This is a genomic window from Paenibacillus sp. FSL H7-0737 (assembly GCF_000758545.1).
In the GTDB taxonomy this organism is placed as follows: Bacteria; Bacillota; Bacilli; order Paenibacillales; family Paenibacillaceae; genus Paenibacillus_AQ.
Genome location: NZ_CP009279.1, coordinates 3,118,070 through 3,141,781, shown reverse-complemented (window position 1 = coordinate 3,141,781; position 23,712 = coordinate 3,118,070). Strand labels below are relative to the sequence as shown.

24 protein-coding genes are annotated in these 23,712 nt (G+C 38.9%); 2 read left to right on the top strand and 22 right to left on the bottom strand.

Features of this window, described 5'->3' with window-relative positions; all coding sequences use genetic code 11:
• Positions 1-6 precede the first annotated feature (6 nt).
• The 19 genes from H70737_RS13695 to H70737_RS13605 form a co-directional block, all read right to left on the bottom strand.
• Positions 7-540, bottom strand: coding sequence for a GNAT family N-acetyltransferase (locus H70737_RS13695; RefSeq protein WP_042188022.1), 534 nt, complete (start codon positions 538-540; stop codon positions 7-9).
• Positions 537-1,070 carry a GNAT family N-acetyltransferase gene (locus tag H70737_RS13690; protein ID WP_231573446.1) on the bottom strand — a complete coding sequence of 178 codons (534 nt, stop codon included), beginning with the start codon at positions 1,068-1,070 and terminating at the stop codon, positions 537-539. The genes H70737_RS13695 and H70737_RS13690 overlap by 4 nt, the downstream gene beginning before the upstream one ends.
• A gap of 149 nt (positions 1,071-1,219) precedes the next feature.
• The gene (locus H70737_RS13685; protein WP_231573445.1) at positions 1,220-2,236 is read right to left on the bottom strand and encodes a zinc-dependent alcohol dehydrogenase; all 1,017 of its coding nucleotides are present in this window, start codon (positions 2,234-2,236) and stop codon (positions 1,220-1,222) included.
• 144 nt (positions 2,237-2,380) lie between these two features.
• Entirely contained in the window at positions 2,381-2,986 is a 606-nt protein-coding gene (locus H70737_RS13680; RefSeq protein ID WP_042188018.1) for a TetR/AcrR family transcriptional regulator, read from the bottom strand.
• Positions 2,987-3,080: 94 nt separating this feature from the next.
• Positions 3,081-3,347 carry a CD3324 family protein gene (locus H70737_RS13675; RefSeq protein WP_042127555.1) on the bottom strand — a complete coding sequence of 89 codons (267 nt, stop codon included), beginning with the start codon at positions 3,345-3,347 and terminating at the stop codon, positions 3,081-3,083.
• A 189-nt stretch (positions 3,348-3,536) separates the two neighbouring features.
• Positions 3,537-4,931 carry a protoporphyrinogen oxidase gene (locus H70737_RS13670; protein ID WP_042188016.1) on the bottom strand — a complete coding sequence of 465 codons (1,395 nt, stop codon included), beginning with the start codon at positions 4,929-4,931 and terminating at the stop codon, positions 3,537-3,539.
• Positions 4,932-5,102: 171 nt separating this feature from the next.
• Entirely contained in the window at positions 5,103-7,706 is a 2,604-nt protein-coding gene (locus tag H70737_RS13665) for an ABC transporter permease (protein WP_042188014.1), read from the bottom strand.
• The gene (locus H70737_RS13660) at positions 7,703-8,386 is read right to left on the bottom strand and encodes an ABC transporter ATP-binding protein (RefSeq protein WP_042188012.1); all 684 of its coding nucleotides are present in this window, start codon (positions 8,384-8,386) and stop codon (positions 7,703-7,705) included. Before H70737_RS13660 ends, H70737_RS13665 begins: the two co-directional genes overlap by 4 nt.
• Before the next feature lie 95 nt (positions 8,387-8,481).
• Positions 8,482-9,483, bottom strand: coding sequence for a sensor histidine kinase (locus tag H70737_RS13655; RefSeq protein WP_042188010.1), 1,002 nt, complete (start codon positions 9,481-9,483; stop codon positions 8,482-8,484).
• Between the two features lies 1 nt (position 9,484).
• On the bottom strand, positions 9,485-10,168 hold the full coding sequence (locus tag H70737_RS13650; protein ID WP_042188008.1) for a response regulator transcription factor: 684 nt from the start codon (positions 10,166-10,168) through the stop codon (positions 9,485-9,487).
• A gap of 169 nt (positions 10,169-10,337) precedes the next feature.
• A complete protein-coding gene (locus H70737_RS13645) occupies positions 10,338-11,138 on the bottom strand; it encodes a GNAT family N-acetyltransferase (protein WP_042188006.1) in 801 nt (266 codons plus the stop codon).
• A 95-nt stretch (positions 11,139-11,233) separates the two neighbouring features.
• Complete coding sequence (locus tag H70737_RS13640) at positions 11,234-11,977, bottom strand: class I SAM-dependent methyltransferase (protein ID WP_042188004.1); 744 nt, start codon at positions 11,975-11,977, stop codon at positions 11,234-11,236.
• 17 nt (positions 11,978-11,994) lie between these two features.
• Positions 11,995-13,206, bottom strand: coding sequence for a DUF2812 domain-containing protein (locus H70737_RS13635; protein WP_042188002.1), 1,212 nt, complete (start codon positions 13,204-13,206; stop codon positions 11,995-11,997).
• Positions 13,187-13,534 carry a PadR family transcriptional regulator gene (locus H70737_RS13630; RefSeq protein WP_371916540.1) on the bottom strand — a complete coding sequence of 116 codons (348 nt, stop codon included), beginning with the start codon at positions 13,532-13,534 and terminating at the stop codon, positions 13,187-13,189. Before H70737_RS13630 ends, H70737_RS13635 begins: the two co-directional genes overlap by 20 nt.
• 164 nt (positions 13,535-13,698) lie before the next feature.
• Positions 13,699-14,016 (bottom strand): iron-sulfur cluster biosynthesis family protein, encoded by a 318-nt coding sequence (locus H70737_RS13625; protein ID WP_042187998.1) that lies wholly within the window; start codon positions 14,014-14,016, stop codon positions 13,699-13,701.
• 121 nt (positions 14,017-14,137) lie between these two features.
• Positions 14,138-14,596, bottom strand: a complete 459-nt coding sequence (locus H70737_RS13620; protein ID WP_042187996.1) for a DMT family transporter — start codon at positions 14,594-14,596, stop codon at positions 14,138-14,140.
• Between the two features lie 38 nt (positions 14,597-14,634).
• Positions 14,635-15,060 carry a DMT family transporter gene (locus H70737_RS13615; protein ID WP_042187994.1) on the bottom strand — a complete coding sequence of 142 codons (426 nt, stop codon included), beginning with the start codon at positions 15,058-15,060 and terminating at the stop codon, positions 14,635-14,637.
• A gap of 190 nt (positions 15,061-15,250) precedes the next feature.
• Positions 15,251-15,652 (bottom strand): NUDIX hydrolase, encoded by a 402-nt coding sequence (locus H70737_RS13610; protein ID WP_042187992.1) that lies wholly within the window; start codon positions 15,650-15,652, stop codon positions 15,251-15,253.
• A gap of 57 nt (positions 15,653-15,709) precedes the next feature.
• Positions 15,710-16,933 carry an MFS transporter gene (locus tag H70737_RS13605; protein ID WP_052404281.1) on the bottom strand — a complete coding sequence of 408 codons (1,224 nt, stop codon included), beginning with the start codon at positions 16,931-16,933 and terminating at the stop codon, positions 15,710-15,712.
• A 133-nt stretch (positions 16,934-17,066) separates the two neighbouring features.
• Between H70737_RS13605 and H70737_RS13600 the strand changes: the two genes are divergently transcribed.
• Complete coding sequence (locus tag H70737_RS13600; protein ID WP_042187990.1) at positions 17,067-17,963, top strand: LysR family transcriptional regulator; 897 nt, start codon at positions 17,067-17,069, stop codon at positions 17,961-17,963.
• 44 nt (positions 17,964-18,007) lie between these two features.
• On the opposite strand, the gene H70737_RS13595 is transcribed toward H70737_RS13600, so the two are convergent.
• Both H70737_RS13595 and H70737_RS29805 read right to left on the bottom strand, forming a co-directional pair.
• Positions 18,008-19,750, bottom strand: coding sequence for an ATP-binding cassette domain-containing protein (locus H70737_RS13595; protein ID WP_042187987.1), 1,743 nt, complete (start codon positions 19,748-19,750; stop codon positions 18,008-18,010).
• A 14-nt stretch (positions 19,751-19,764) separates the two neighbouring features.
• Positions 19,765-21,210 carry an ABC transporter ATP-binding protein gene (locus tag H70737_RS29805; protein ID WP_197071289.1) on the bottom strand — a complete coding sequence of 482 codons (1,446 nt, stop codon included), beginning with the start codon at positions 21,208-21,210 and terminating at the stop codon, positions 19,765-19,767.
• A 432-nt stretch (positions 21,211-21,642) separates the two neighbouring features.
• Here H70737_RS29805 and H70737_RS13585 point away from each other — a divergent pair, with 432 nt between their 5' ends.
• On the top strand, positions 21,643-22,443 hold the full coding sequence (locus H70737_RS13585) for a polysaccharide deacetylase family protein (RefSeq protein ID WP_042187986.1): 801 nt from the start codon (positions 21,643-21,645) through the stop codon (positions 22,441-22,443).
• Positions 22,444-22,511: 68 nt separating this feature from the next.
• Here the strand turns inward: H70737_RS13585 and H70737_RS13580 are convergent, their stop codons facing one another.
• The gene (locus H70737_RS13580) at positions 22,512-23,654 is read right to left on the bottom strand and encodes a copper amine oxidase N-terminal domain-containing protein (RefSeq protein ID WP_042187984.1); all 1,143 of its coding nucleotides are present in this window, start codon (positions 23,652-23,654) and stop codon (positions 22,512-22,514) included.
• Between the last annotated feature and the right edge of the window lie 58 nt (positions 23,655-23,712).

Genomic DNA, 23,712 nt, shown 5'->3' with positions numbered 1-23,712 from the left:
TTAGCTTTATCCATTACAAAAATTAAAAATCATCTTTAATTCATCATCAAAAGACTTCTTACATTCTTCTTGAAAGCTATTACCAGTATATTCTTTTAGTGTCTTTCTCCAAAAATGCTGGGCTCTCCTATTAGTAGCTGTGGGATTGGTTTGTAGCTCCCATTTTCCAATATGAAGATTAAATACCTCCTTAGCCGCACGTTCAGCGATTCCCTTACCTCGGAAGGGCCGCAGGATAAAGAATTCGTTTAAATAAAATTCACAACCTGGTGGTGTATGAGGTGGTGTCGCTACTAATGCAAAGCCAGCAGGAATTCCATCCTCTTTTATTAAATAAGGATATAAAATCCCCAGCTTCTCCCACCATATGTCGAAGACTTTATTCTGTTCATTCAGCGTCTGTGTTTCATTATCCTCGTATACCCCGTATTGATTAGGAAGATTCCCCCATATCTCTGATAGATCGTGTAAGTATAGTGGGTAGAGATTGTTAATCATAAACTTCGTTGTGCTGTCAGTTAATGTTACGGTGATATTCATTTCGTTCTTCCCCTTCTATCGAATGCTTGAATATATTTTTGGAGATCACTCGAATAACGTTCTGTATAGTTGTCTTTTGTATAATCCTTAAGAACTTTTCGCCAGAATGCTATGGCAGATTTATTATTTTCCATTTGAGCTAGTTTCCATTTAGCTTCTTTAAATAGATCAAGTGTTTTTATTGCGGCAGCAGTACCTATTCCATTTCTCCTGTATTTCTGCAAAATCATAAAGTCATAGATCACATGAGTTGGATCTGGGTCTGTATCTAAGTTTTCAAAAAGAACAACCACAAATCCAGCTACGTTTCCTGAAACCTCAATCAAATATGGATTCCATCGATGATCCCCTTCCCAAAAATAATCAATATTCACCTCGAATTCCCCATGCTGGTTTACGTCTTGATCTGTAAATAAACTGAAATCATAATTGTAAAATTGATATAGATTAGTCAATACCTCTTTATCTTCAAACGTTACTGGAACAAGATTAATTTCCATCATACCTCCACGTTTTTTCTCTAATTTCACTTCTATACTCAGTATAATTACGACCACACACTTGTAATATGCCATGTTCAATTAGAATTAAATTTTATATAACGTCATTATTCTTCTAAAATAAAAAGAGTTCACCTGAGTTTTACACTCAAATGAACTCCAATATAATTACCTAATGATTAAGTTAGATCTACAATAACCTTGATCGTTTCTTTTGCTGCAATGGCTTTATCGAAGGCGGCTTGAATATCCTCTAATTTATAAGTCTGTGTCACCATTGTAGAGATATTCGTTTTCTTGTCGTTTATATGTTCAATTACCTTTACAATATCTTCATGTGTGTATCCACTAGCTCCAACTATGTTAACTTCTTTACTCATCACTTGAGCAAGGCTTATAGGTACTTCATTTTTATAAACGGCAATGATTGCTATTCTTGCTTGTGGCTTTACAATCTGCATCACTTGTTCAAATAATATTGGAGCGCCCGCTGCGTCCACAAAAGCATCTACATTGGGTACACTCACACCGTATACGTTCACTTCGCCGAAGTGTTTGATTAAACCCTCTGCTAATGTTTCAGTCGACGTATTAACTGTTAATGCGCCTAATTCTTTTGCTTTATCCAAACGCCAGTTGTCAATATCCACTACGCAAACATCTTTAATGCCTTCACCAATTAATCCTGCAGCTGCAGATAAGCCAATAGGACCAGCACCAAGAACTACGATTTTGTCTCCATGTTTGGGCAGTACGCTAAAAGCGCCATGGAAGCCTACGCTCATGGGTTCCATTAATACGGCCTCTGTTGCCGAAACGGAATCATCAAATTCATAAAGGTTATAATTAAGTGCTGCATCTTCAATTAAGACATATTGTGAAAAGGCTCCTACCTCCAACGAATAACGACGACCTGCACGTTTTGCAGTAATTGGATTCACACCTACACGCATGCCAACTGCCAAATCGGTTTCCGCATCAGAACCTAATTCGACGATTTCACCAAACATTTCATGTCCAAACTCTGAGCCGAAACGGATACCCATTTCTGAGCCTGCTTTTACTATATTGATATCTGTACCACAAATTCCACCCGCTAAAATCCGAACCAACGCATCTTTTTCTCCTACTTGAGGTATCGGACGCTTTTCTATCCCCACACTATTTTGACCGTGATAAATGCCGACTTTCATCATTCATTAACACTCCTTATTACTATCTATTACTTTCATGGTAGTAGTTATTAAGGAGCTAAGCAATCTACAATAATACTGAAAGCGTTAATAAAGCAACAGTTGATAAATATGTGTTAATTAAAATTTAAATAGTGAAACAATTCACTATATCTTTTTATTATTTGCAGGTATAAATGGATTTAACTGTATGATTCGTTCTGCTAAATATTTAGGTGTATAAGGCATATCATTGCCTAGCCACATGGAAATTGTACCAATGATAGCCGATGTTCCATACCAAGCTGCAATATCAGATGGAGTATCGACGGTTAAGAAATCCTCTGTTTTTTGAATCGATTGTTGTTCTGTAGTTGTTAATATCAATTCATATAACAGATCCATCAATTTCGGTGTGAAATAAGGAATGTTTTTGGTTACAAGCAACACCTTATACATATGAGAATTCTCTGCAATATGTTCAAGCAATAAAATCAGCGAGGTAAGTTCATCCCCTGGTTTATAGGATTCTTCAAATTTATCTATGAGTATTTTCTTTAAATCTGCTAATAAATCATCCAAGATACTATCAATCAAATCATTAATATCTTTGTAATGTAAATAAAATGTGGCTCGATTGATTTCAGCCTTTAGCGTAATAGCGTTGATCGAGATCTTATTCAGTTCTTTCTCTGCTAATAAATCTATAAAAGCATTCCGGATTGCTTTTCTTGTCTTTCTTATCCGTAAATCTAAGTATGTTTTGTCTGCCATGTATCTTCCACCTCGTAGTTAATGAACATACTGTCAATTATAATACAAAAAGCCACGTCAGAGCTTCCTCTAACGTGGCTTTTTGGGATTATAGCTATTTTTTTGTGTAAACAATCTTCTTAATACTGTCCCTTGATAGGCAGTATTCATCTGAAAGCTGGTCAACCGTCGCTCCAACGGCAAACCTTAAACAAATCTCAATATTTCTAGATCTTAAGTATTTTCTGCTCCCTGACTTCTCGCCCCATTTTACATGTGCTTCTTCAGGCTTAGGGATATACACCAAACCACCGTTAATATATTTCTGAATTTCCTCTAATAATTCTTTTGGAAAAATCGTATCTGCATTTACATATTTCATAGTCGCTCTGCTCCTTAAACTTTTTTTGAGTTTGAAGGTAGCAAAGTCTATTCTAAAAACAACCCTGCACAGTGCACTGGCGGTAAATCAATTTTTATTCGCTCTATACAAACAACCGCCGTTGTTTATAGTCTAGACTTTGCATAGAGCTTATCGCTAATTTTCTCACTATTGTCCGCCCTCCTTTGTTTAATGTGTAATTACTTGTTCCAAAATGCGTTCCGCTGTCTTCTCTCCATTTGCAATACAATCAGGAATACCCACACCATAATAAGAACATCCAGCAAGGATTACATTCGGATAATGATCTGCAATCTTCTTCTCTAAGGATACTACAATCTCGTGATGGCGTTTGTGGTAATTTGGCATAACATCATGCCATTTGGTCACATCGTGGGTAACTGGATGTCCAGTAATTCCAAGACTGGTCTGTATATCATTCAACGCCACCTTTAATAATTCCTCTTCTGAAAGCTTAATCAAGGACTCATAATGCGGTCCTGAGCTTTTATAAAAGAGTCTGACAAGCAGACGTTGTTGACCAGACGTGTGCTCCCACTTGCGACTTGTCCACGTACAAGCATTACAAAGAACATCGTCACTGTTGGCTGTTATAAACCCTGTACCGTTCGCTGGCAGTTGACTGTCAGGGATATCAAATCCTATATACACACTAATCATAGAGCTGTTAAACAACTGTTTGAAATCTTCATTCAGCGCTTCGTCTTGAAGTAATGCTTGTGCAGTAGAATGCATCGTTCCTAGTACGGCAAAATCGCTCTCCAAGATTCGTCCATCTGCCAGTGTTACCCGGTACCGTTCTCCATCCTTTGCAATGCGCTCTGCCCGAATCCCTTTGATGATCTCAACATCGGACAGCTGTTCTTCCATGGCATCAATCAGAGCAGATACGCCACCCTTAAAAGACATAAACTTCTTATCGCCGTTCCCCTGGAATTTAGCCTTATTCGCGGACAATCCCTGAATAATACTTCCATATTCATTTTTATAATCAATCAAATAAGGAAGGGTCGAGGCAATGGTAAGTTCGCTCAATTTCCCGGAATATACACCTGATAGGACAGGTGATATTTGCTTCTCGACAAGTTCTTTTCCAAAGAAAGCTTCCAGAAAGTCACCTACAGAATCGTTTTTCGTAAAACGATCATTCGGAGTATAGAAATCTTTAAGTGCTTCAACTTTACCTTCAGCAGAGATCAAATCTGTAGTAGCAAGCGATTCAATACTGAGAGGGATGCCAAAGACTGCATCTTTAGGAATTTGCTTCAGCTTACCTTCTGTGTAGATGTATGATATTCCTGTCGCGTTATATACAACCTCATCCTGAATGCCTAATTCTTCAATCAATGGTGCTACATTTGTCTTGCGAGTGACAATTGAATCAGCACCAGACTCCATGATGAAGTCATCATGCTGAAGTGTTCTGATTTTGCCGCCCAGTCTATCGCTGGCTTCAACCAAAATGATTTTTACATCCAACTTATTATGCTGTATAGATTTCTGTAGATAGTAAGCGGTAGACAATCCAGTAATTCCCCCGCCAATCACGACGACCGTTCTCAAGCGTTGACACCTGCCTCTAAAGTTATAATCTGTTAAATTCAATTGAATACATTATATCATAGGGATTTATATGTAATAACATACCGTTCGTGTCATATATGACACAAAACACCCCCAAAAAATATAAACCTTCAGAAAAGTCAAAAAAGCCGCGATTATCGCGGCTAATCCTTATATATTCTCCTGTTTTAAAGCATCAATAATATTTTCCTTCTTCACTTTTGAACTGGAGTACAGCATAGCTGAGCTAACGATGATAAATACAGCGACAATGACATACAGGATACTCATCCACGGAAGTGTGAATCCATAAGAGAAGCTACTCATCATTGATCTATAGATCAGGTACATAATAACTATACTAATCGGAAGCCCATAAAGTAGTGACTTAATTCCATAAAAAACACTTTCGTAATTAATCATTTTATTAAAACCATTTGGCGTCATCCCCACAGACTTCAGCATCGCAAACTCTCTTTTACGAAGGGATATGCTAGTTGATATCGTATTAAAAATATTCGCAATCGATATTAAAGTAATTAAAGCAATAAAACCATAAGTGAAAATAGACATTAACATGATCATCTGCTCACTATTTTGTCTATTTTGATACACATTTTGAACATAGATATTCCGCTCTTTCATTTCCTCTATGGCTTGTTGTGTCGCTAATGGATCAGAGCTGTTCAGGTTTAGTCGGCTTTGTATATCGTTACTCATCGTATCATTTGTTAATTGATCGAAGACTTGGTCAGAGACAATGATGTTTAATCCACCAACTTGTGCTGAATGAACACCCATAGGGCGTTTATCAGTTAATGCGACGATTTCTACTGGTGGTAATTTCGTCTCTTTCTCTGTGTTCCAATCCGTATAAATTAAATCAAGCTTCTGACCGATTTCCGAATGAAGAGCTTTGGTCTCAATAATTTTTTTGGCGTTCTCATCCTCAAAGGTGACGGTATCATTCACAATAGCTGACATCTGATTGAGATCCGTTAATTGTTCATAACTTACACCGACGGATTCTGCATAGGTTCTCAAACTCTGATCATTTAGGGCATGGATCTGAATGTAGTAAGGATATTTCCCATTCTTTAAAATACTGCTATCCTTCTCCACGATCTCTTGCAATTCTTTTGCCATATCTTTTTCATCAATCCATGAACTCAAGCTTAGTTCCCTGACCACATTATATTCCGTTATATTAGGTAAGGCAGATATCGATTTCGTCAGCTGAGCTACTTTTTGAGCGTCCTCAGTCCCCATATAAACTTGGATATCATAGTTCAAACCATCCTGTGAGAGTTCTACCGACTTTCTCATATTAGAAGTGAACGAAGATACGGATAAAAATAAAACGATACTAATGACAAGTGAGAATACGGTTGCTTGGTACCTGCGTTTATTTCGCTTTAAATTCTTCAAACCAATCTCTGCTTCAATTCCAAACAACTTGCGAACGAACTTGGATGTTTTCACCGCTTTACCAGAGAGCTTAACATCGGTTGATTGTCTGATCGCATCAATTGCCGAGATCTTTGAAGCTTTTCGAGCTGGAAGATAGGTGGATATAAAAATCGTCATAATTGAAACTACACAAGCGGTTAGAAGAGATAGAGGTGTAACAACCAACGTTAATTTTTCTGTTATCCCTAATACATCTTGAATCATCGAATTGATAAACATAAAAGTGATCCCGATTCCTGTAATTCCGCAAAGGATCCCAATAGGTATACTAATTAAACCGATGATCATCCCTTCAAAAAACACTGAATTCTGCTTCTGCCTCTTTGTAGCACCTACGCTGGAGAGCATTCCTAAATGGCGTGCACGTTCCGAGACAGAAATTGCGAAAGCATTATAGATTAAAGAAACGGAACCAATGATAATCACAGTCATAACGATGACTGACAATGAAAGAAGTGTGTTACGTAAGCCATCGTTATTCGTCACACCATAATAGCGGAGCAGACTATTATTATAAGAGATCGACTCGATATTGTTTTCTTGTGCCAATTCCTCTGCATGCTTGTATATGGAGCTATCCACCTTATTTAATACAACCGTCGCTGTGGTTTTTTCAGCTGCTCCAATCAAGCTTTCATCCACATAACTTAGAGCAGTATAACCCGGGGACCATGTTGGTTCCCAAGTAGGGCGCTTTATCACTCCCACAATCGTGTAGTTCATTGGTTTTTTATGAATGATCTCTTCATTCAGGGTATCCTCTTCAGTCCGTAATCGTTCGTTCTGAGATAAGGGCTGCCCACTATTTTTATCATCCCTAGTGACTCGCTCTCCGACATCGAGAGTTAAAGTTTCACCAATCTTGTATGTTACTTTAGCGTTCTTTGCAATTTCCTCAGAAATGACTACTTCATAGTTAGTCTTCGGGAGTCTTCCATCCAGAAGTTCAATCGGAAATTGTTTAAAACCAGCTAAATTATATTCCTTAATATACCAATAGGGCTTGTTCTCATTCTGTCCCCCCTCTAAAGGGGCATAGCCACGATCATTTGAGATGACAAGTGTTTTCGTTGCATCATCCGCTTCTATCGCTTTAAGCTGAGCTTTAGTAACATTTCTATATTGGACATGCCATTCTCCATTTGTTGAGATACTCTGCTGCCTCATTAATTCCATAAATGAAAAACCAAGCGTTGCCACAGCCGTCACCATAGCCACAGAAATGATGACTCCAATGATAGTAACCAATGTTCTTCGTTTATTTTGCTTCAAATGTCTAAGCGTTAATTTATTTACGATATTCACGGACGAATCACCTCATCTTTGGCGATCCTTCCATCTTCAATGGTAATCACTCTATCCGCTTGTAATGCAATCCGTTCATCATGAGTAATGACAATCAGTGTTTGATTATAGGTTTTATTAAACATTTTTAATAAATCTATAATTTCACCACTGTTCTTACTATCCAGATTACCGGTTGGCTCATCTGCCAGCATGATTGCGGGATTACTAATTAACGCTCTACCAATAGAGACCCGCTGTTGTTGCCCGCCTGAGAGCTGATTCGGGAGATGATTTAAGCGATTCTCCAAATTTAACGCCTTTACAGTATCCGCAAATTGTTTCTTATCTACCTTGTGCTGATCAAGGAGTAAAGGAAGTGTGATGTTCTCTTCGACCGTTAACACCGGTATAAGATTATAGAATTGATAAATCAGCCCAATTTGTCTGCGTCTAAAGATCGCCAGCTGTGTTTCATTCAATTTATAAATATCCGTGTTATCTACGAATACTTTGCCGCTTGTCGGTCTATCCACTCCGCCTAATAAGTGTAGAATGGTCGATTTCCCGGAGCCAGATGGCCCGATAATCGCTACGAATTCCCCTTTTTTAATCGAAAAAGATACATCATCCAGTGCCTTTACCGCTGTTTCGCCTTTTCCATATGTTTTAGACAGATGTTCAATCTTTAAAATGTCCATTGTTAGACCTCCATTTGTTGATGAGATCAGTATATCTGTCTACAATGACTATCCAGTGACTCTAAAGTGACATTCTAGTCACTAAGCTACAAGTGTTAAATGACTTGCTTATAAAATTTAATCTGAAATTGTGTACCTTTTCCCACTTCACTCTTCACATCGATCGTTCCGTTTTGTCCTGTGATAATGCTTTGTGCCAAGGCAAGTCCAATCCCTACACTATCTTCGCTTGCATTCTTACCTTTATAGAATCGTTTGAAGATATAGGGGAGCTCTGCCTTTGGGATTCCTTTGCCGTTATCTGTAATGATAATTTCCGTAAACAGTGCATTTTCTGCAAAAGAAATAGAAATTTCTCCCCCAGCAGGTGTGTGCTCTACACAGTTTTTCAGAATATTAATGATCGCCTCAGTTATCCAATTGAGATCGCCCGTAAATGTGGTGCTATCATCTCCATCAATCAAGATCCGTTGTTCTTTAATATCCATTGGAATTAACATGGGCTCCAAAGATTTTTGAACTAGCTTGTTCACCAGAACAAGATCTTTTTTAAAATGAATGGTTCCTGCATCGATCTTGGAGAATTTTAATAAAGAGGAGACTAGCCAGCCAATTCGTTCGAGCTGGATCGTAATTTTCCGGGTAAACTCCATTCTCTTCTCAGTGTGCAGCTCAGGATCACTTAATAAATCTGCCATCACAGTCATGGAAGTAAGCGGGGTTTTGAGCTGATGAGAGATATCCGAAATCGCATTGGTGAGCTTCATTTTATCTTCTTGTAATTGCGCACTCTGCTCGGATAACATCAGCGTCACTTTATAAATGTCATTCTTCAGGATACTAAGCTCACCTTCCTGATTATCACGAACATCGAGCGAATAATTCCCACTACTGATTTGGCGTAGATACCCTGAGAGCTTTTCAATTTCACCATATCTCCAGCGGGTAAACAATACACTGCAAGCTATAAGCAAAGCTGAAGTCCCAGCTGTGAGCCCTACCGCCTCTAACGATATAAATGTCGCCACCGCTGTAGCCACAAGACTGATCAAGCACATCGTAAACAATAACCATCTAAATTCTCTATTACGAAGCATCCTAATCACCTACCTTGTAACCCAACCCTCGAACTGTTTTGATCAGCGTTGGTTCTTGGGGGTTATCTTCTAACTTTTCCCTAAGTCTTTTTATGTAAACCGATAATGTATTGTCGTTCACGAATTCACCTGCCACATCCCAAATCCGTTCTAACAATTGATTTCTTGAGAGAACCTGACCAACATGGTTAGCAAAGATCAGTAATAATCGATATTCTAATGCGGTCAATAGCACTTCATCGCCGTTCTTATAAACCTTTCCTTCAAGCGTGTTAATCCGTATATTCTCTAATTCGATATTGGATTGGGTCTGAGCCTGCTTGTTATATCTCCTTAAGACGGATTTAATCCGCGATAGCAGCTCCCGAATCCGAAAAGGCTTGGTTATGTAATCATCTGCCCCCATATCGAGTCCCATCACCACGTTGACCTCATCATCAATCGCCGTTAAAAAAATTACCGGTATATCACTTTGCGCTTTCACGATCTTGCACAATTCATAACCGCTGCCATCCGGCAGTGAGAGATCAAAGATGCATAAGGTGAGCTCTGATAACTGCTCAGATAACACCGCTTTGGCTGAGGTGGCGTCATAACATAGAAGGGTTTCAAAATGATCCTGCTGTAATGAATATTCAAGTCCTGATGCTATCGTTCTATCGTCCTCGACAAGAAAAATTTTCATGGATGATCATCCTAACCTTATAATATATTCAATCGTTCCATTCGTTCCGATGATCATTCTCTCATAATTATAGAGTTATACCAAATTACAATTCATATTATAGTATTTACAACTCCACGGTAAATATAATAAAAACGTCTACTCCATGGAATAGACGTCTCTAAAAGGATTATATTGCAAAAGCACCACACTTATATTGATGTATCTGTTGAAACCCTAGCCGTAGTGCCGATTTTTTCGAAGCTTCATTATCAGTAGAACAATCCCAGTAAGGAATAAAGCCATTGGCGAGCACATCTTCAACAACTAGCGTTGCTAAATGTGTCCCCACTCCTTGTTTTTGATATTTAGGAAGGGTTTCAATTCCGATTGCGTGTGTATCCTGTGTAACAAAACTAGAATAACACACCCCCATAATTTCAGATCCCTCAACTGCAGCATATCCGTAGCCTTTTTCAGCAAAGTCTTCTTTCGATGACCAGAATAAATCAATATTTTCATGTACAAATTCTATATTCTTTAGATCTGAGTTCTCCCAATCCAGCATTTTAAGATTTATAGTTCTAGTCCCATTAGTCTGCGTCGTAGGCGGCTTGTGAAGTAACTTGAACACTATCTGTTCAAACGGATATAGCTTCCTAGAAGGAAACATCAATTCCAGATTCCATTCATCATGTTGACCAGAAACTTCGAAATGTTCCATCCCGAGTTCCTTCATTCTAGGTACAATATGATCTGTTACATAACTGTCCAGTGCATGGATAAAGGCTTGATTGGTGTGATCACCGATAAGATAAAACCCTTCAATCCCCTGACTCCATACTAACGCACTCTTTGGTGCTGTAAGGTGATCGACAAAGATCCAACCAGGATTATTGCCTTCAATCACAGAGAGAGTTTCGGGATGGATATGCTCGCCTTGAAGTAGTGGCTTCACTTTATAATAATCCTCATGAGGTATTTCATGCATACAAACACTCCCCTTATTTTCCTTACAGATGCTGTATACATAAGTATAAAGTAATCGTCCTTCATCGGCTGGTAAAGTTCATTCATAACTGAAAATTACTGTCCACGTATAACTGTTTTTCTAGCCTTAATTATTAAAAATGAAGGTCTCCTTCTTTCATTTATTAATTTGGGCATCTTCTCAAGACCCTCAAGGCTGGATTCAGGTTCAACAATTCCTTCAATAGTCAGTCCATTTTGGATCAAAGTATTAAGTAATGTTGAAAGTTTTCTATGATATTTTATGACACCATCGATTCCCCAAAACTGTGATCTGAGACCTTCTTCTCCATAATTATCAATGGGCCAATGTAGGATATTTTGATCGGAATCTTTAACCCACCCACTTTGAATCTTATTTGATAAAACAACAGGATGCTCTGTTGAGAATACCAAGTAACCATTGGGTTTAATCCATTCTGAAATCCTACTAATGAGTGTTTTATAATCCTCGACATAATGAAAAGCTAACGAACTTACAACCAAATCAAATTCATTTCGATTAAATTCGATTTCTTCCATTGAGCCCTGTATATAACGGATCTCAGGTCGTTTCCTTGCCATAGCTAACATCTTCTCTGATATAACTACACCTGTTACCTGTGAAGCATTGTTATCAATCATATAGTTTGCCATTTCACCAAAACCACAACCCAGATCGAGAACATTTAAATCCTGTAGGTCTGGAAGTAACCCTCTTATTGCAGGTTGTTCAATAAAGTCATTGTATGTAATTCTTGACTCCCTTAAGTTCTTATACATTTGAAAAAACTCAGGGTTGTCATAAATGTTCTGTTGCATCATACACCTCCACGATATTATTGATGATGTTTACGAAGTCGGTTGTAATATAGCCAAGTCCGACTAACATATGATCCAAACATTAGAATTAAGATTGCGTACAAGATCATATTTATGATCTGCAATCGATCCAGGTTAGAATAAGTCGATAATCTTACATTTAAACCAATGATATACATATATAAAATAGTGAGGGGTAAGAACATAGCAGAATACGTTAAAGCTATACGTCTAGCTAGTTTCAAGTGATTTAACTTATCGCTGTATATTTGCGGTTTGGCTTTACCTGGTACATATTCTTGGCCCCATAAAACCCATTTCTGACTCCATGAACTCGAATGATACAGGCATATCCAGCCAGAATCCGTATGAATGTTGAAGTAATTGGTATCAGCAGTATTTTGTAAGTCCGCACAATAACACATCTTACGAGGCTTCCCTTTTTTAAAATAAAAGGCAGTTCCTGTTTTGCCAACGCTGTACAGATTATATCCCTTTTCTTCCATTCCCTCTAGCCACTCTTCAAGCCGATCCGGCGAATACATCCATCCAATCTTCCACTTCAAAACAAGTTGACCTGAACTTTTCAAACGCTTCTCTTCATTCTTACTTAACCTGTCTTTCAGAGGGGATGTCCCCTGACCATTTTGCTTGTTTGGTTGTATGAATTCCCCTGTTAATCTTTGGTTCGTCTTGTTTAATGTGATCAGCGAATATACGGTGAAAATGCATAAGATAATGCTAAGCCCTAATGCAGTAGCGGGAATAAAACCAAAAGGTCCGTTGAAGACATTAAAATGACCAGACTTGGAAACACTCAATGCTATAGTACTTATTAAAATTACATTGAGTAATGCAACCATTAAATAAATCAATATCCCCATAAAAATATACATGATCTTCTTGTTATGCTTTACGATTCCCTCTCGATCAGGGAGAGCTCTAATCTGTTCTAAAGGCAGCCGATTCATCGTCACAACCCATTTGCCGCTCTGTAACACCTTCGTCCATCCGAAATTTAATAGACCCTTAGAGAGGGATTGGTTGGGAACTTTATCGAATACGATTCGATAGTTTGCTGCTTTCGGTTCGCCCTGCTGAAAGTAAAAATATCTAGTTAAACGGTTGATTCGGATAAGTTCGTAGCCTTTTTGGGCCATAGAAGCTAACCATTCTTCAGTTTTCTGAACATCATAACTCCAAAGGGGTCTAAATATTTTGATAATCATCTATGTCACCTCCATATTTTGTAGCATTCTCATGTAGCTCTTTAAGTCTATTAATCTCCGTAGCAAGAATTAGCATCCCTATGTCTGTTCTTTCGTAAACTGTTTTTCTCTCTTCATCAGCAAAAACAGTAATCATCCCATCTTTTTGCATCTTCGTTAACGTGCCATAAACTGTACCTGAACCTAACAAAAGACGTGCTTTCGTGATTTTCTCCACATGCTTCACTATTCCATATCCATGACGTGGTTCATCTAAGGATAAAAGAATATAGAATGCTGTTTCAGTCATGGGTACGTATTTCTTCAATACTTTCTCAGGGTTCAACATGCCCAGCTCCCTTTATTTATACGTCGCATTTAAATATGTCTTAACGTGACTATATCACGTCGTGACATAGTCTACAATATTAATGCTCGAAAAAAATAAAAAAAGTGTGTAGAATCGCTTCATCAGCCATTCTACACACTCTACATTTAACTGCTCCAACCTGCCTAACGAATATCTTTTACACGAATATTACTTCCTAACAGACTCGAATCACTACTTAATCGGAATGACGGGTAATTCTCATCTGCTTCAAGTCGCATCTGTTCATCAAATAAAGACTCCTGTTGCCGGTCAACAAAAAAAGTAAAAGGCTCTTTCTGAACTTCAATATCTGTAGCATGAGGTTCACTAATGACCTGAATTACGATCACGCCATTACAACCACAGCCCTCTGTATCGAAGAATAATTTAAAATATCCTGGTCGTTCACCAAGGCTTTTTTCTAACTTTTCAATAGTTTGGGAGTTCAATTGTATGAACATAGGATGATCTACTCCTTATTTATAATCGAGCTATTACTTTCCCAAAGTATAATTTGATTTTCTTCCATCCTCGTGTGAGTGCCATCACTTCTATTTTGACAAACATGAGTCTGAGCATAAATTAAACCGCCTTCTGCGTCTCCCGTTCACCACCTAGCTTAAACACGAGAATACCTCCAACAATAACAATCACTCCGACCAACTGCTTCCAAGTAAAAGGAACCTTTTCAAGCCCTAACCAGCCTAGTGAATCCCAGAGCAGTGCAAACCCAAGCTGAGAGATTAATACGATCGAAATCGCATACGTAGGGCCCAACCGCTTAGTACCTTGCACAAGGCATATTACTACCCCAACCCCGATCAAACCACTGATCCAATACCAAGGCTCCATATTTCTCAAAGTAAATATACGGTTTCCTTCAACGATAAGACTCATGATAAATGAAGCTAGGAATCCCATCCCTAACACTAAAGTTGTCGTGGCCCAAGATCCAACCTTTTCATTAACTTTTGTATTAAATATATTTTGCAGACTCACTAGTGATCCCGCGATAAGCGCTAATATCAAACCAATAATCATAACTTAACTCCTCCATTTATCGACTTTACGCAAGGCCATTAGAATTTCAGTATCACTACGCCAGCGATCATCAACCCGATGCCGATGAACTGCGGCAGTCTCATTTTTCTCTTTTCCATTCCAAACCAGCCTTTAATATCAATTAAGAACGTCAGACATAGCTGAGCAATCAACAATGAGGATATCGTAAACGTAACACCAATTTGCTGAATGGCCGTTACTTCACTAAAAATAATAACAGCCGCAAAAGCGCCACCGATCAAATATAAGGGTTTCACTTGCTTAAAGCCTCCCCTTTTCCCATCTCTAACGAACAAAAGAATGAGAAAGGACATGATGAACCCTGTTAATTGTGTAATTGTAGCCGCCTGCCAAGTCCCGATATCTTGACTAATTCGAGCATTTGACACGCCCTGTAGCGTAATACAAGCCCCCGCTAAAAATGCAAATATAATTCCTCTCATTTCTCTCTCTCCTCAACTTCGATCTCTTCCATATTAAATAGCAATTCAAGGGTTTAAAAAAGGACATCTGTCCTTAATGAGAAGAAACGTTGCTATCGCCCAACAACGACCTTTGGCTCGTAGAAATAAAAAGACCGTCTCAAGCCAACTTGCTGGCTTAAAACGGACTTCAAATGCTGTATATGGTTGATTATGAGAGCAAATTCTTCTCATACAATTGATCAAAAATAATTCGGGTAACAACAGACACGCGATCCCGATCCTTATAGCTTAACCAAGATAATTCCTCGATTTCGGACGCTGGCATTAATGTCCCTTCATAATCCGCAATATAACAGGTCATTTTGACTGTAACACCCTCTGCTTTCCCATGAGCTTCTGCCTCAAACGTTCCAAAATAAGAAACAGTCTCTGTCTTGATCTGAACAGAAATCTCTTCCTCGATTTCGCGCACGAGCGTCTCTTCGTCTGTTTCTCCGGCTTCTCTTTTTCCTCCCGGTAAATAATACATATCTTTCCCTTTGGAACGCGCACATAAGACTTGTCCATTCTCGATATGAATCCAGGCGATTTTATCAATGATTGTAGTCATATTGTTCTCCCCATGCCTTTTTTTCAACAATTATATCATACAGCTGAACGTATACATTTATGCAACGTCAGCTTTAGATTTTTGAACGCGAAGCTTAGATTGAGGTAGGTGATGAAGCAAATAGTATACAGCAACTGAGATAAGCGTCACGAACCCTGCAACTTCGTACATCATACGGTAATCTGTATAAGAAGCAACTACACCCATAATATAAGAACCCGCTCCATACCCCAAATCAAATAACAAGAAAAAGGTTCCATTGGCGCTTCCTCTACGTTCTTTATCGGCTAATTTAAGTGCAAGCGTCTGAAAGCATGGCATAAGTGCGCCATACCCAACCCCCATGATGATGCCTGAGAACATCAGCATGAATCCGGATTTAGCTTGACTTAAGCTAAGCAGACCTACAGCGAAGATCAGAATTCCGGGATAAATGAGAATATGTTCATTATATTTATCGAATACTTTACCGATTAGCGGTCGAAACAGCACAATCATAATCGCAAAGGCCACAAAAAAATAACCAGTAAGCTGTGATTGGTTAATTTCTTTTGTAAAAGAAGCGATAAAACCAGATAAAGAACTATAGGAGAACGCAAGCGTAAATCCAACAAGCGAGATGGGCAGTGCTTTGGGTTCAATGACGTCACTCCAGCGAAGACCCTTTCGGATCTTCACAGGTTCCTTAACGGCTTCTTTAACCGTATCCTTCTCTTCTTTGGGCATACGAACGCCTAATGTGAATAACAGCGAAAGCGCAGCAATCACACATACACCTAACAGCAATACATGAATGTTCTCATCTTTCCATAGAAAAAGACCCAAAGCTGGTCCAATGACCATCGCAATGCTCATAAACATACTAAAATAACCGATACCTTCTCCTTGGCGTGAGAAAGGGATTAACGTGGAAGCTATTGTACTTGTCGCTGTCGAGGCAACCGCATAACTCATACCGTGAATGAAACGAATCACCAGAAACAATACAATTCCATTAGCTCCGAAGTATCCTATACAGGCGAGTAGAAATAAGACCAGCCCAATAACCGCCATTTTCTTTTTACCGAATTTATCAACCCATTGTCCTGAAAAAGGACGGATCAATACACCTCCGAGGACATAGATGGTAATGGCTAACCCCATTTGCTGCTGATTCCCGTGCAAGCTTTCCTTCACGTATAACGGGAATGCAGTCGCCAGAATGTAAAAGGTCAGAAACATAAAAAAACTACTCAAACAAACAACAATAAAATTCCGGGTCCATATCTTCTCTCTAATCACAGCAGACTCTCTCCATCCTACCTAAATCTTTTTATATGTTACAATAGTATAGGACCGAAAATTAATTAAGTAAAATACAAATTATATGATGGATATATCACATTAGAGTTATGAATAAAGAGAGGTCAATGTTATGGAATTCCTTCAGCTTCAATATTTCCGTGTAGTTGCTCGTCTTGAGCACATGACTAATGCCGCCAAAGAATTAAATGTATCTCAACCCTCACTTAGCAATTCCATCCAACGTTTAGAGAAAACCTTAGGTGTTCCCTTATTTGAACGCCAAGGCAGAAATTTAAAATTGAACGAATTCGGAAAAACATATCTTCGTCGTGTGGAGCAAGCATTTCTGGAACTGGATGAAGGTCAGCATGAGCTCACGGATATGGCTGGACTTGAACATGGAGTAATATCTATAGCAGTAACACTACCCTATGTATTGCCCACTTTACTAAAAGAGTTTCTTACCCTTCACCCGCACGTTCGGATCATTCAGCGTCAGCTTGGCTCAGCATTAGAAATGAGAAACGATCTGGAGAGTGCGGTGATTGATTTTTGCATATCTTCGACACCTGTCACCGGACCAGACATCGAATGGTTTACCTTAGCAGAAGAGGAATTATGTTTAAGTGTGCCTAAGAATCATCGTTTTGCCAATCGCGAGAGTATTTCCTTGATTGAAGCTGCTGGTGAGAATTTCATTTCTTTGTCTTCTAGATCTAATTTCCGTGAAATTACAGATGCATTTTGCCGTCAAGCTGGATTTGAACCGCTAATTGCTTTCGAGCTCGAAGAAGTAAGTGCCGTTCAAACCTTAGTTGAGATGGGGCTGGGTATCACCTTTACTCTCCCTTTAGCCTTAAGCAGGAGAAGTAAAAACACAGAAATCGTTCAATTGAAAATAACCGATCCGTTTTGTCAGCGCACTTTTGGCATCGCTTGGAGCAGAAAACACTTTTTATCACAAGCGGCTATACAATTCCAGAAATTTGTTGTGGATTTTTTTAGTAAACCTCATGAGTATAGTTAAGGAGAATATGCCATCTTATATCAACCGCAATCACATCTAATAAGCTACTTATACCAAGAGGATTGTAAAGCGTACATGTTTGCATAAATCCCATTGTGATGTACTAAGTCTTGATGATCCCCTACTTCAGCAATTTCTCCATGATACATAACATAGATCGTATCAACATTCTTCGCCCAACCCAAGCGATGTGAAATAAAAATAGCTGCTTTATCTTGGCAGATTTCTAATAATTTCGTATAGATCTCCATCTCGGCATTCGGGTCAATTGCAGAAGTAGGTTCATCGAATACTATAAGTTCCGCATCATTGTATAACGCGCGCGCAATCGCCAGCTTTTGCCATTGTCCCCCTGATAGCTGCCTGCTTCCTTCTACTATTTGCCCCAAATTCACATCTAATCCGCCTAATTCATGGAGCAAATCTATCAGCTCACATTGTTCTAGAACCCTTAGTATTTTAGCATCATCTGAAGGTGTATTCGCATCGCCCAATAGGATATTTTCTCTTAGTGTCAGTTCAAACTTCACAGCATTCTGAAATACAACGGACACCTTACCGTGAGGTTCTAAATGATCCTTCCAGCAAATCGTTCCGGAGCTTGGTCTATATTGACCTAATAACATTTTAATCAACGTAGATTTCCCTGCTCCATTTTCCCCGACGATCGCTATTTTCTCACCCGGCTTTATGGTCATATTGATGTTAGATAAGACATTCTTGTTCGATTTGGCGTATTTAAAATAGACATTTGAAACGGTAATTGGGAGCATAGAATCAGTCGAATTATTTATGTTATTTTTGCGAAAATCACTGTTCTTATATGTAAGTACTTCATTTAAGTCATATAATTTGCTACTGCTGATGTAAAGCTTGCTTAATGGCCAGGTCAAACTCATAATTTTACCACCACTCGATAACAGCGCCAGAAATAACACCGAAATTGTTCCAATTGTAACTGTATTAGACTCCCCCATTTTGTTTAACAGGTACACTAGAACTACAAAGATAGCACTCGTCTGGACCATAGCCACGACCATCCCTGTTTTGATCTCGAATTTTCTGGCGCTAAATCTTTTATTATGCTGCTTCTTCATAATCATTGCCCAGAGATTTGTAAAATAAGAGATGGAATTATAAATTCGCATTTCTCGAATCGCATTAGGGTCTTCCAAAGTGTTAGCAAGATAGTCTCCCATTCTTCCATCGAAGGTGAGTTCTCTTCCTGTTCTTCTCACTTTAATTTCCGTAAATAATCGAATGGATAAGGTAGTCACGATCATTAGTGTTACCACGGATGTGACCAAGAAATAACCACTTGTCGCCGACAACCAGATGATGCTTATTAGTCCTGAGATAATCCCTACACTCGATACCAAAAAACCTGTAATCCCCTCAAGATCTTCTCCAACTACGGTTTTAGCTCTTTGCAGCTTGTTTCCAAACTCTTCATCATCAAAATCCTCAAAATCAACCCGGTTTGCAATATCTATCAGTTCGGATTGAAAAGCGAGGGTTAGTTCCGCATTCATTCGATTCTTCATCATGTTGGTTATATTCAATGAAAAAGCCTGTACTGTATGAATCACAACAAACCATAGAATAGGGAGCAGCGTCATAACACCGCGAGCCACACCGTTAATGATATTCACTTGGACAGCGTAAGAATAAAAAGTTAATAAACCACTGATTATAGGGACTATGTTAGTGATTGTTGAGATCATCGGACTTTTTCTAAACATTCTCACGAGTATCATTACAAGATTAGTGATGTCAGACTTCAGCATGGATTTCTCCTTTCTTATACATATAAAGAGGACTGGCGATTAAACATCTTTTTGTATTTACCATCCACCCTCATTAATTCTTCATGCGTTCCACTTTCCACGATTTCTCCATGCTCAAACAGAAAAATTCTATCGACGAATTTGGACATATATAGCCGGTGAGTCACAATAATGGAGGTCCGCTGCTCTCCTAATTTCATAAAGGTATCGAACGCCTGTTGTTCCGCATAAGGATCCAGGGCAGCAGTCGGCTCATCAAAAATCATAAGAGCGCCGTCATTGAGATAGGCTCGAGCAATCGCCAGTCTTTGCCATTGTCCCCCAGACAAATCTATCCCTCCAAACTGTGGACCTACTAAAGTATCCAATTGAACACCATAATTATCGGCTTCTGCTTTTTTCATCGCGGCTAATAATCTTGAATCGTCATGAATAGTAGCCATATTACCTAATGCAATGTTTTCTCTAATTGGTCTTTGTAACTTAATGAAATCCTGAAAAACAACTCTGGTATCCTGTGTCACGTTATGCGCTAAGACTTCATTCTCACCTTTAAACCACTGGATGTTTCCAGCTGTTGCAGGATACAACCCTAAGATCAACTTAACAAGCGTAGATTTACCCGAGCCATTCTCACCTACAAAAGCAATTCGTTCACCTGGATGAATAGTCATGTTTACATTACTCAGGGTATTCTTAGCGTTGGTAGGATATCTAAAAAACAGCTGATGAACTTGGACCTTCATCGGATCGGTGTTCCTATTGGAATTCACCTCCTGATCTCTAAGCACCTGCTCTTCCAAATCTAAATAAGACGTATAATCCTCGTACCGTAAACGACTCTTCGCTAAGTCAGCGTAAACTCTTGTTAATGCAGGAATAACGATAAATAATTGACTGGATATCTGAAGTAATAACACAAAAAGCCCAGCACTCTGTCCGCTACTTCCGATCGTAATCGCTAGAATGGCAATCGTAGTCCCATTTAATAAGATCATGATTAAGCTTTGGGAGAATTTGAGGGTTTCAGAATAAATAACCTTACGGTGCATTTGTTTGAAGTTATTCGTAAAGCTCTCTTTCATTGAGGAAAAAAAATAGGAGGACATTCTGTACATTCTTACTTCCGGAATGGAATTTCTGTTAATCAACAAATCGACTAAATAGTTGATCATTCGCACAGAGGAGGTTTGATTCGCTGAAATGGACTCTACTTTCTGTGACATTCGCTTCATAAGATAAAGCTGTAGAATCTGCACCCCTAAAATAATCAAAGCCAGAATATAGAAGCCATAAACAGATAAGGCAACCATTAACACAACTAATATTATTAGGTGAACTGTCACACCTGTCCATTGGTCTAACAGATCAATCAAGGAAAGTCGTTTTGCTTTTTCTCTTTTAGTTTTTGTAGCGGGGTCCTCCAAAAGTGCCGTAGATAATTTAGAAGTCTTTTCCAAAATGCTATGTTCCAGTTCATATATACTGGTGGATGTTAAATTAGTGATAGCAATGGCTCGAAGAGAACTATTAAGGCCCGCGAGATATAACATTACCATAAGCAAACTTACTAATAACAAGATATGTTGGTAGGTGTTAGGATTGAAGTTCTGAATGAGGTCAACCACATATTTCGTTGTGAATAATTCTGCAAAAAGGATTGGGGCACTCAGTAAGTTAGTGATAAAATATAAAAGTGAGTTTCTTCTGTCTTTCACATATAATAGTTTTACAACATAGAGAAAGTCAGGCAGGCAGCATCTCTCCTTATAAGTGTATTCCATTCTGTAAACACTTTCATTGTTTAGACGTGGAAACCGATTATAACGTTTAATGTTTATAATTGGAAGAGGTAATTTTCGAAATGACCAAATGAACAGGAGTGTACATTCATGAAACTTCAATTTAACTTATTCCCGGGCGGATTGCCCAAGGCGCTCACCATGAGCTATGATGACGGACAGAAACACGATATTCGCTTGGCGGAGATTTTTGATCAACATGGGATTAAAGGTACTTTCCATTTAAATAGCGCAATGATAAACGCACCGGGATTCTTATCATCTGCTGATGTTAAACATTCGCTCAGAAACCATGAGGTATCTGCCCATTCCGTTACCCATCCACATCTAGAGCGTCTACCTTTACCTATGGTAATCGAAGAGCTGTTTGAAGACCGTAAGCGACTAGAGAAACTAGTGGATTATCCGGTACGAGGCATGTCCTATCCATACGGTACATACTCTCAGGAAATCATTGCTCCTCTACAGTCTGTTGGGATTGAATACAGCCGAACTGTCCATTCTACCAAACAGTTTGATATGCCTTTGAATTTCATGGAGTGGCATCCAACATGTCATCATATAGAAGATCTGCATCACGTATGGGAGCGATTTACAACGGAAGGGCCATCCCAAAAACTGAGACTCTGTTATGTTTGGGGTCATAGTTATGAATTTGCACAGCAGAACAATTGGGAGCTTATCGAATCCTTTTGCCAACAAGCAGGTGGACATTCGGATATTTGGTACGCTACCAATATAGAGATTTATGATTATGTTGCTGCGCTATATTCACTGAAGATGAGTGCTGACAAAACGGTCATCCGTAACAACTCAGCTATTGATGTTTGGGTATCCGTAAATGATCAACCTGTTCAGATTAAAGGTGGAAGTACGATGATGATGAAATAATCCAAAATGCAAAAAGAGCGATTTTAAACATCGCTCTCATTTTGCTTATTACATAAAAGTGATTGAAATTATTTGGATTGAAGTGTAAATGTCACTGTTTTTGCTTTTTCCTCAAGGATTGGAGTATAGGTGAATGTCATTACATTCCCTTTGCGACTCTTCAACACTAACATTCTGGTCAATACATATGGATCTCTGCCATCATTTACTCTATCCCATTCCTTACGATCCTCACTAGTAATTAGTTTTTCATAGAGATTAATGATTTCACCGGTGTTGCTATAAACTAAATATAAGTGTGTCGTATCTAATAAACGAACGAGCACTACGTCTTCCGCAGCATACTCCACTATGAAATCTCCGGTTGCTCCTGTTAACTTTTCCATCTCAAATAACTTGCCCAAACCGCCATCCTTAGTAATATATTGAACGTTCTTCCCATCGGTCATATACACCTGAGTGGAAGGCACTTGTGGTGCATGGATATAAGCCGAGTTATTGTAATGATAGTCCATTTGCTTGAGAATAGTGCCCGCTTTGACCAATACTTGATAACTGCTATTAAAATCGGTGAACATGGCATAATGATTGTCCGTTAACTGGAGTAAGTCCGTACCATTGCCCATTTTTTCAATCTCAAAAGCGTAGTTGTACGCAGATTCCTTAAAAGGTAGTCGACCAATAATTACTGGTTTCCCAGTTTCCGTTGCACGGTAATACAAATCGCCGTTTTTTTGAGATATCCAATAGGATCTTCCATCTACAGAAGCAGAAACCAATCTAGCTTCATCTATAATTTGGATAACCCCATCCGTTTTATTAAGCCCCGCTTTACCTCCAAGTACACTGACCGCTGAGACCAATGGAACGTACACCGAGCCTTTTATAATACGTGGGGATTTTGTTAAAGTCACCACGGCCTCATTCACTTTTGACTTTACAGTACCAGCCGTGAAGTTAACCTCACGCTCAGGACGAACCAGTTTGGCCGTTTTGGATGGTTGATCCCAAGATAATGTATACCCCATAGCATCTGCGAGTGATTTCAGGGGTACAAAAGTTATATTCTCCGTGATCACCTGTTTACTGCTGATTCCGATTTCTTTATAGTTGAATTGAATTTGGTTTTCTGCTTGGGCTGATACCGATCCATACCCCGTACTTAAAATCAAAACAGTCAAGATTCCTAGCGTTACCTTCCATTTGTTCATTTCTTTTCGTCTCCCTTGACTCTATAGTCATATGTAATTAGACGACAGAATTTGGAAA

What these genes read in the sequence shown, in the direction of transcription:
- H70737_RS13695 (WP_042188022.1), bottom strand. Translation starts at nt 540, where the DNA reads ATGAATATCACCGTAACATTAACTGACAGCACAACGAAGTTTATGATT.
- H70737_RS13685 (WP_231573445.1), bottom strand. Translation starts at nt 2,236, where the DNA reads ATGATGAAAGTCGGCATTTATCACGGTCAAAATAGTGTGGGGATAGAA.
- H70737_RS13680 (WP_042188018.1), bottom strand. Translation starts at nt 2,986, where the DNA reads ATGGCAGACAAAACATACTTAGATTTACGGATAAGAAAGACAAGAAAA.
- H70737_RS13675 (WP_042127555.1), bottom strand. Translation starts at nt 3,347, where the DNA reads ATGAAATATGTAAATGCAGATACGATTTTTCCAAAAGAATTATTAGAG.
- H70737_RS13660 (WP_042188012.1), bottom strand. Translation starts at nt 8,386, where the DNA reads ATGGACATTTTAAAGATTGAACATCTGTCTAAAACATATGGAAAAGGC.
- H70737_RS13655 (WP_042188010.1), bottom strand. Translation starts at nt 9,483, where the DNA reads ATGCTTCGTAATAGAGAATTTAGATGGTTATTGTTTACGATGTGCTTG.
- H70737_RS13650 (WP_042188008.1), bottom strand. Translation starts at nt 10,168, where the DNA reads ATGAAAATTTTTCTTGTCGAGGACGATAGAACGATAGCATCAGGACTT.
- H70737_RS13645 (WP_042188006.1), bottom strand. Translation starts at nt 11,138, where the DNA reads ATGCATGAAATACCTCATGAGGATTATTATAAAGTGAAGCCACTACTT.
- H70737_RS13640 (WP_042188004.1), bottom strand. Translation starts at nt 11,977, where the DNA reads ATGCAACAGAACATTTATGACAACCCTGAGTTTTTTCAAATGTATAAG.
- H70737_RS13635 (WP_042188002.1), bottom strand. Translation starts at nt 13,206, where the DNA reads ATGATTATCAAAATATTTAGACCCCTTTGGAGTTATGATGTTCAGAAA.
- H70737_RS13630 (WP_371916540.1), bottom strand. Translation starts at nt 13,534, where the DNA reads ATGTTGAACCCTGAGAAAGTATTGAAGAAATACGTACCCATGACTGAA.
- H70737_RS13625 (WP_042187998.1), bottom strand. Translation starts at nt 14,016, where the DNA reads ATGTTCATACAATTGAACTCCCAAACTATTGAAAAGTTAGAAAAAAGC.
- H70737_RS13620 (WP_042187996.1), bottom strand. Translation starts at nt 14,596, where the DNA reads ATGATTATTGGTTTGATATTAGCGCTTATCGCGGGATCACTAGTGAGT.
- H70737_RS13615 (WP_042187994.1), bottom strand. Translation starts at nt 15,060, where the DNA reads ATGAGAGGAATTATATTTGCATTTTTAGCGGGGGCTTGTATTACGCTA.
- H70737_RS13610 (WP_042187992.1), bottom strand. Translation starts at nt 15,652, where the DNA reads ATGACTACAATCATTGATAAAATCGCCTGGATTCATATCGAGAATGGA.
- H70737_RS13600 (WP_042187990.1), top strand. Translation starts at nt 17,067, where the DNA reads ATGGAATTCCTTCAGCTTCAATATTTCCGTGTAGTTGCTCGTCTTGAG.
- H70737_RS13595 (WP_042187987.1), bottom strand. Translation starts at nt 19,750, where the DNA reads ATGCTGAAGTCTGACATCACTAATCTTGTAATGATACTCGTGAGAATG.
- H70737_RS13585 (WP_042187986.1), top strand. Translation starts at nt 21,643, where the DNA reads ATGAAACTTCAATTTAACTTATTCCCGGGCGGATTGCCCAAGGCGCTC.
- H70737_RS13580 (WP_042187984.1), bottom strand. Translation starts at nt 23,654, where the DNA reads ATGAACAAATGGAAGGTAACGCTAGGAATCTTGACTGTTTTGATTTTA.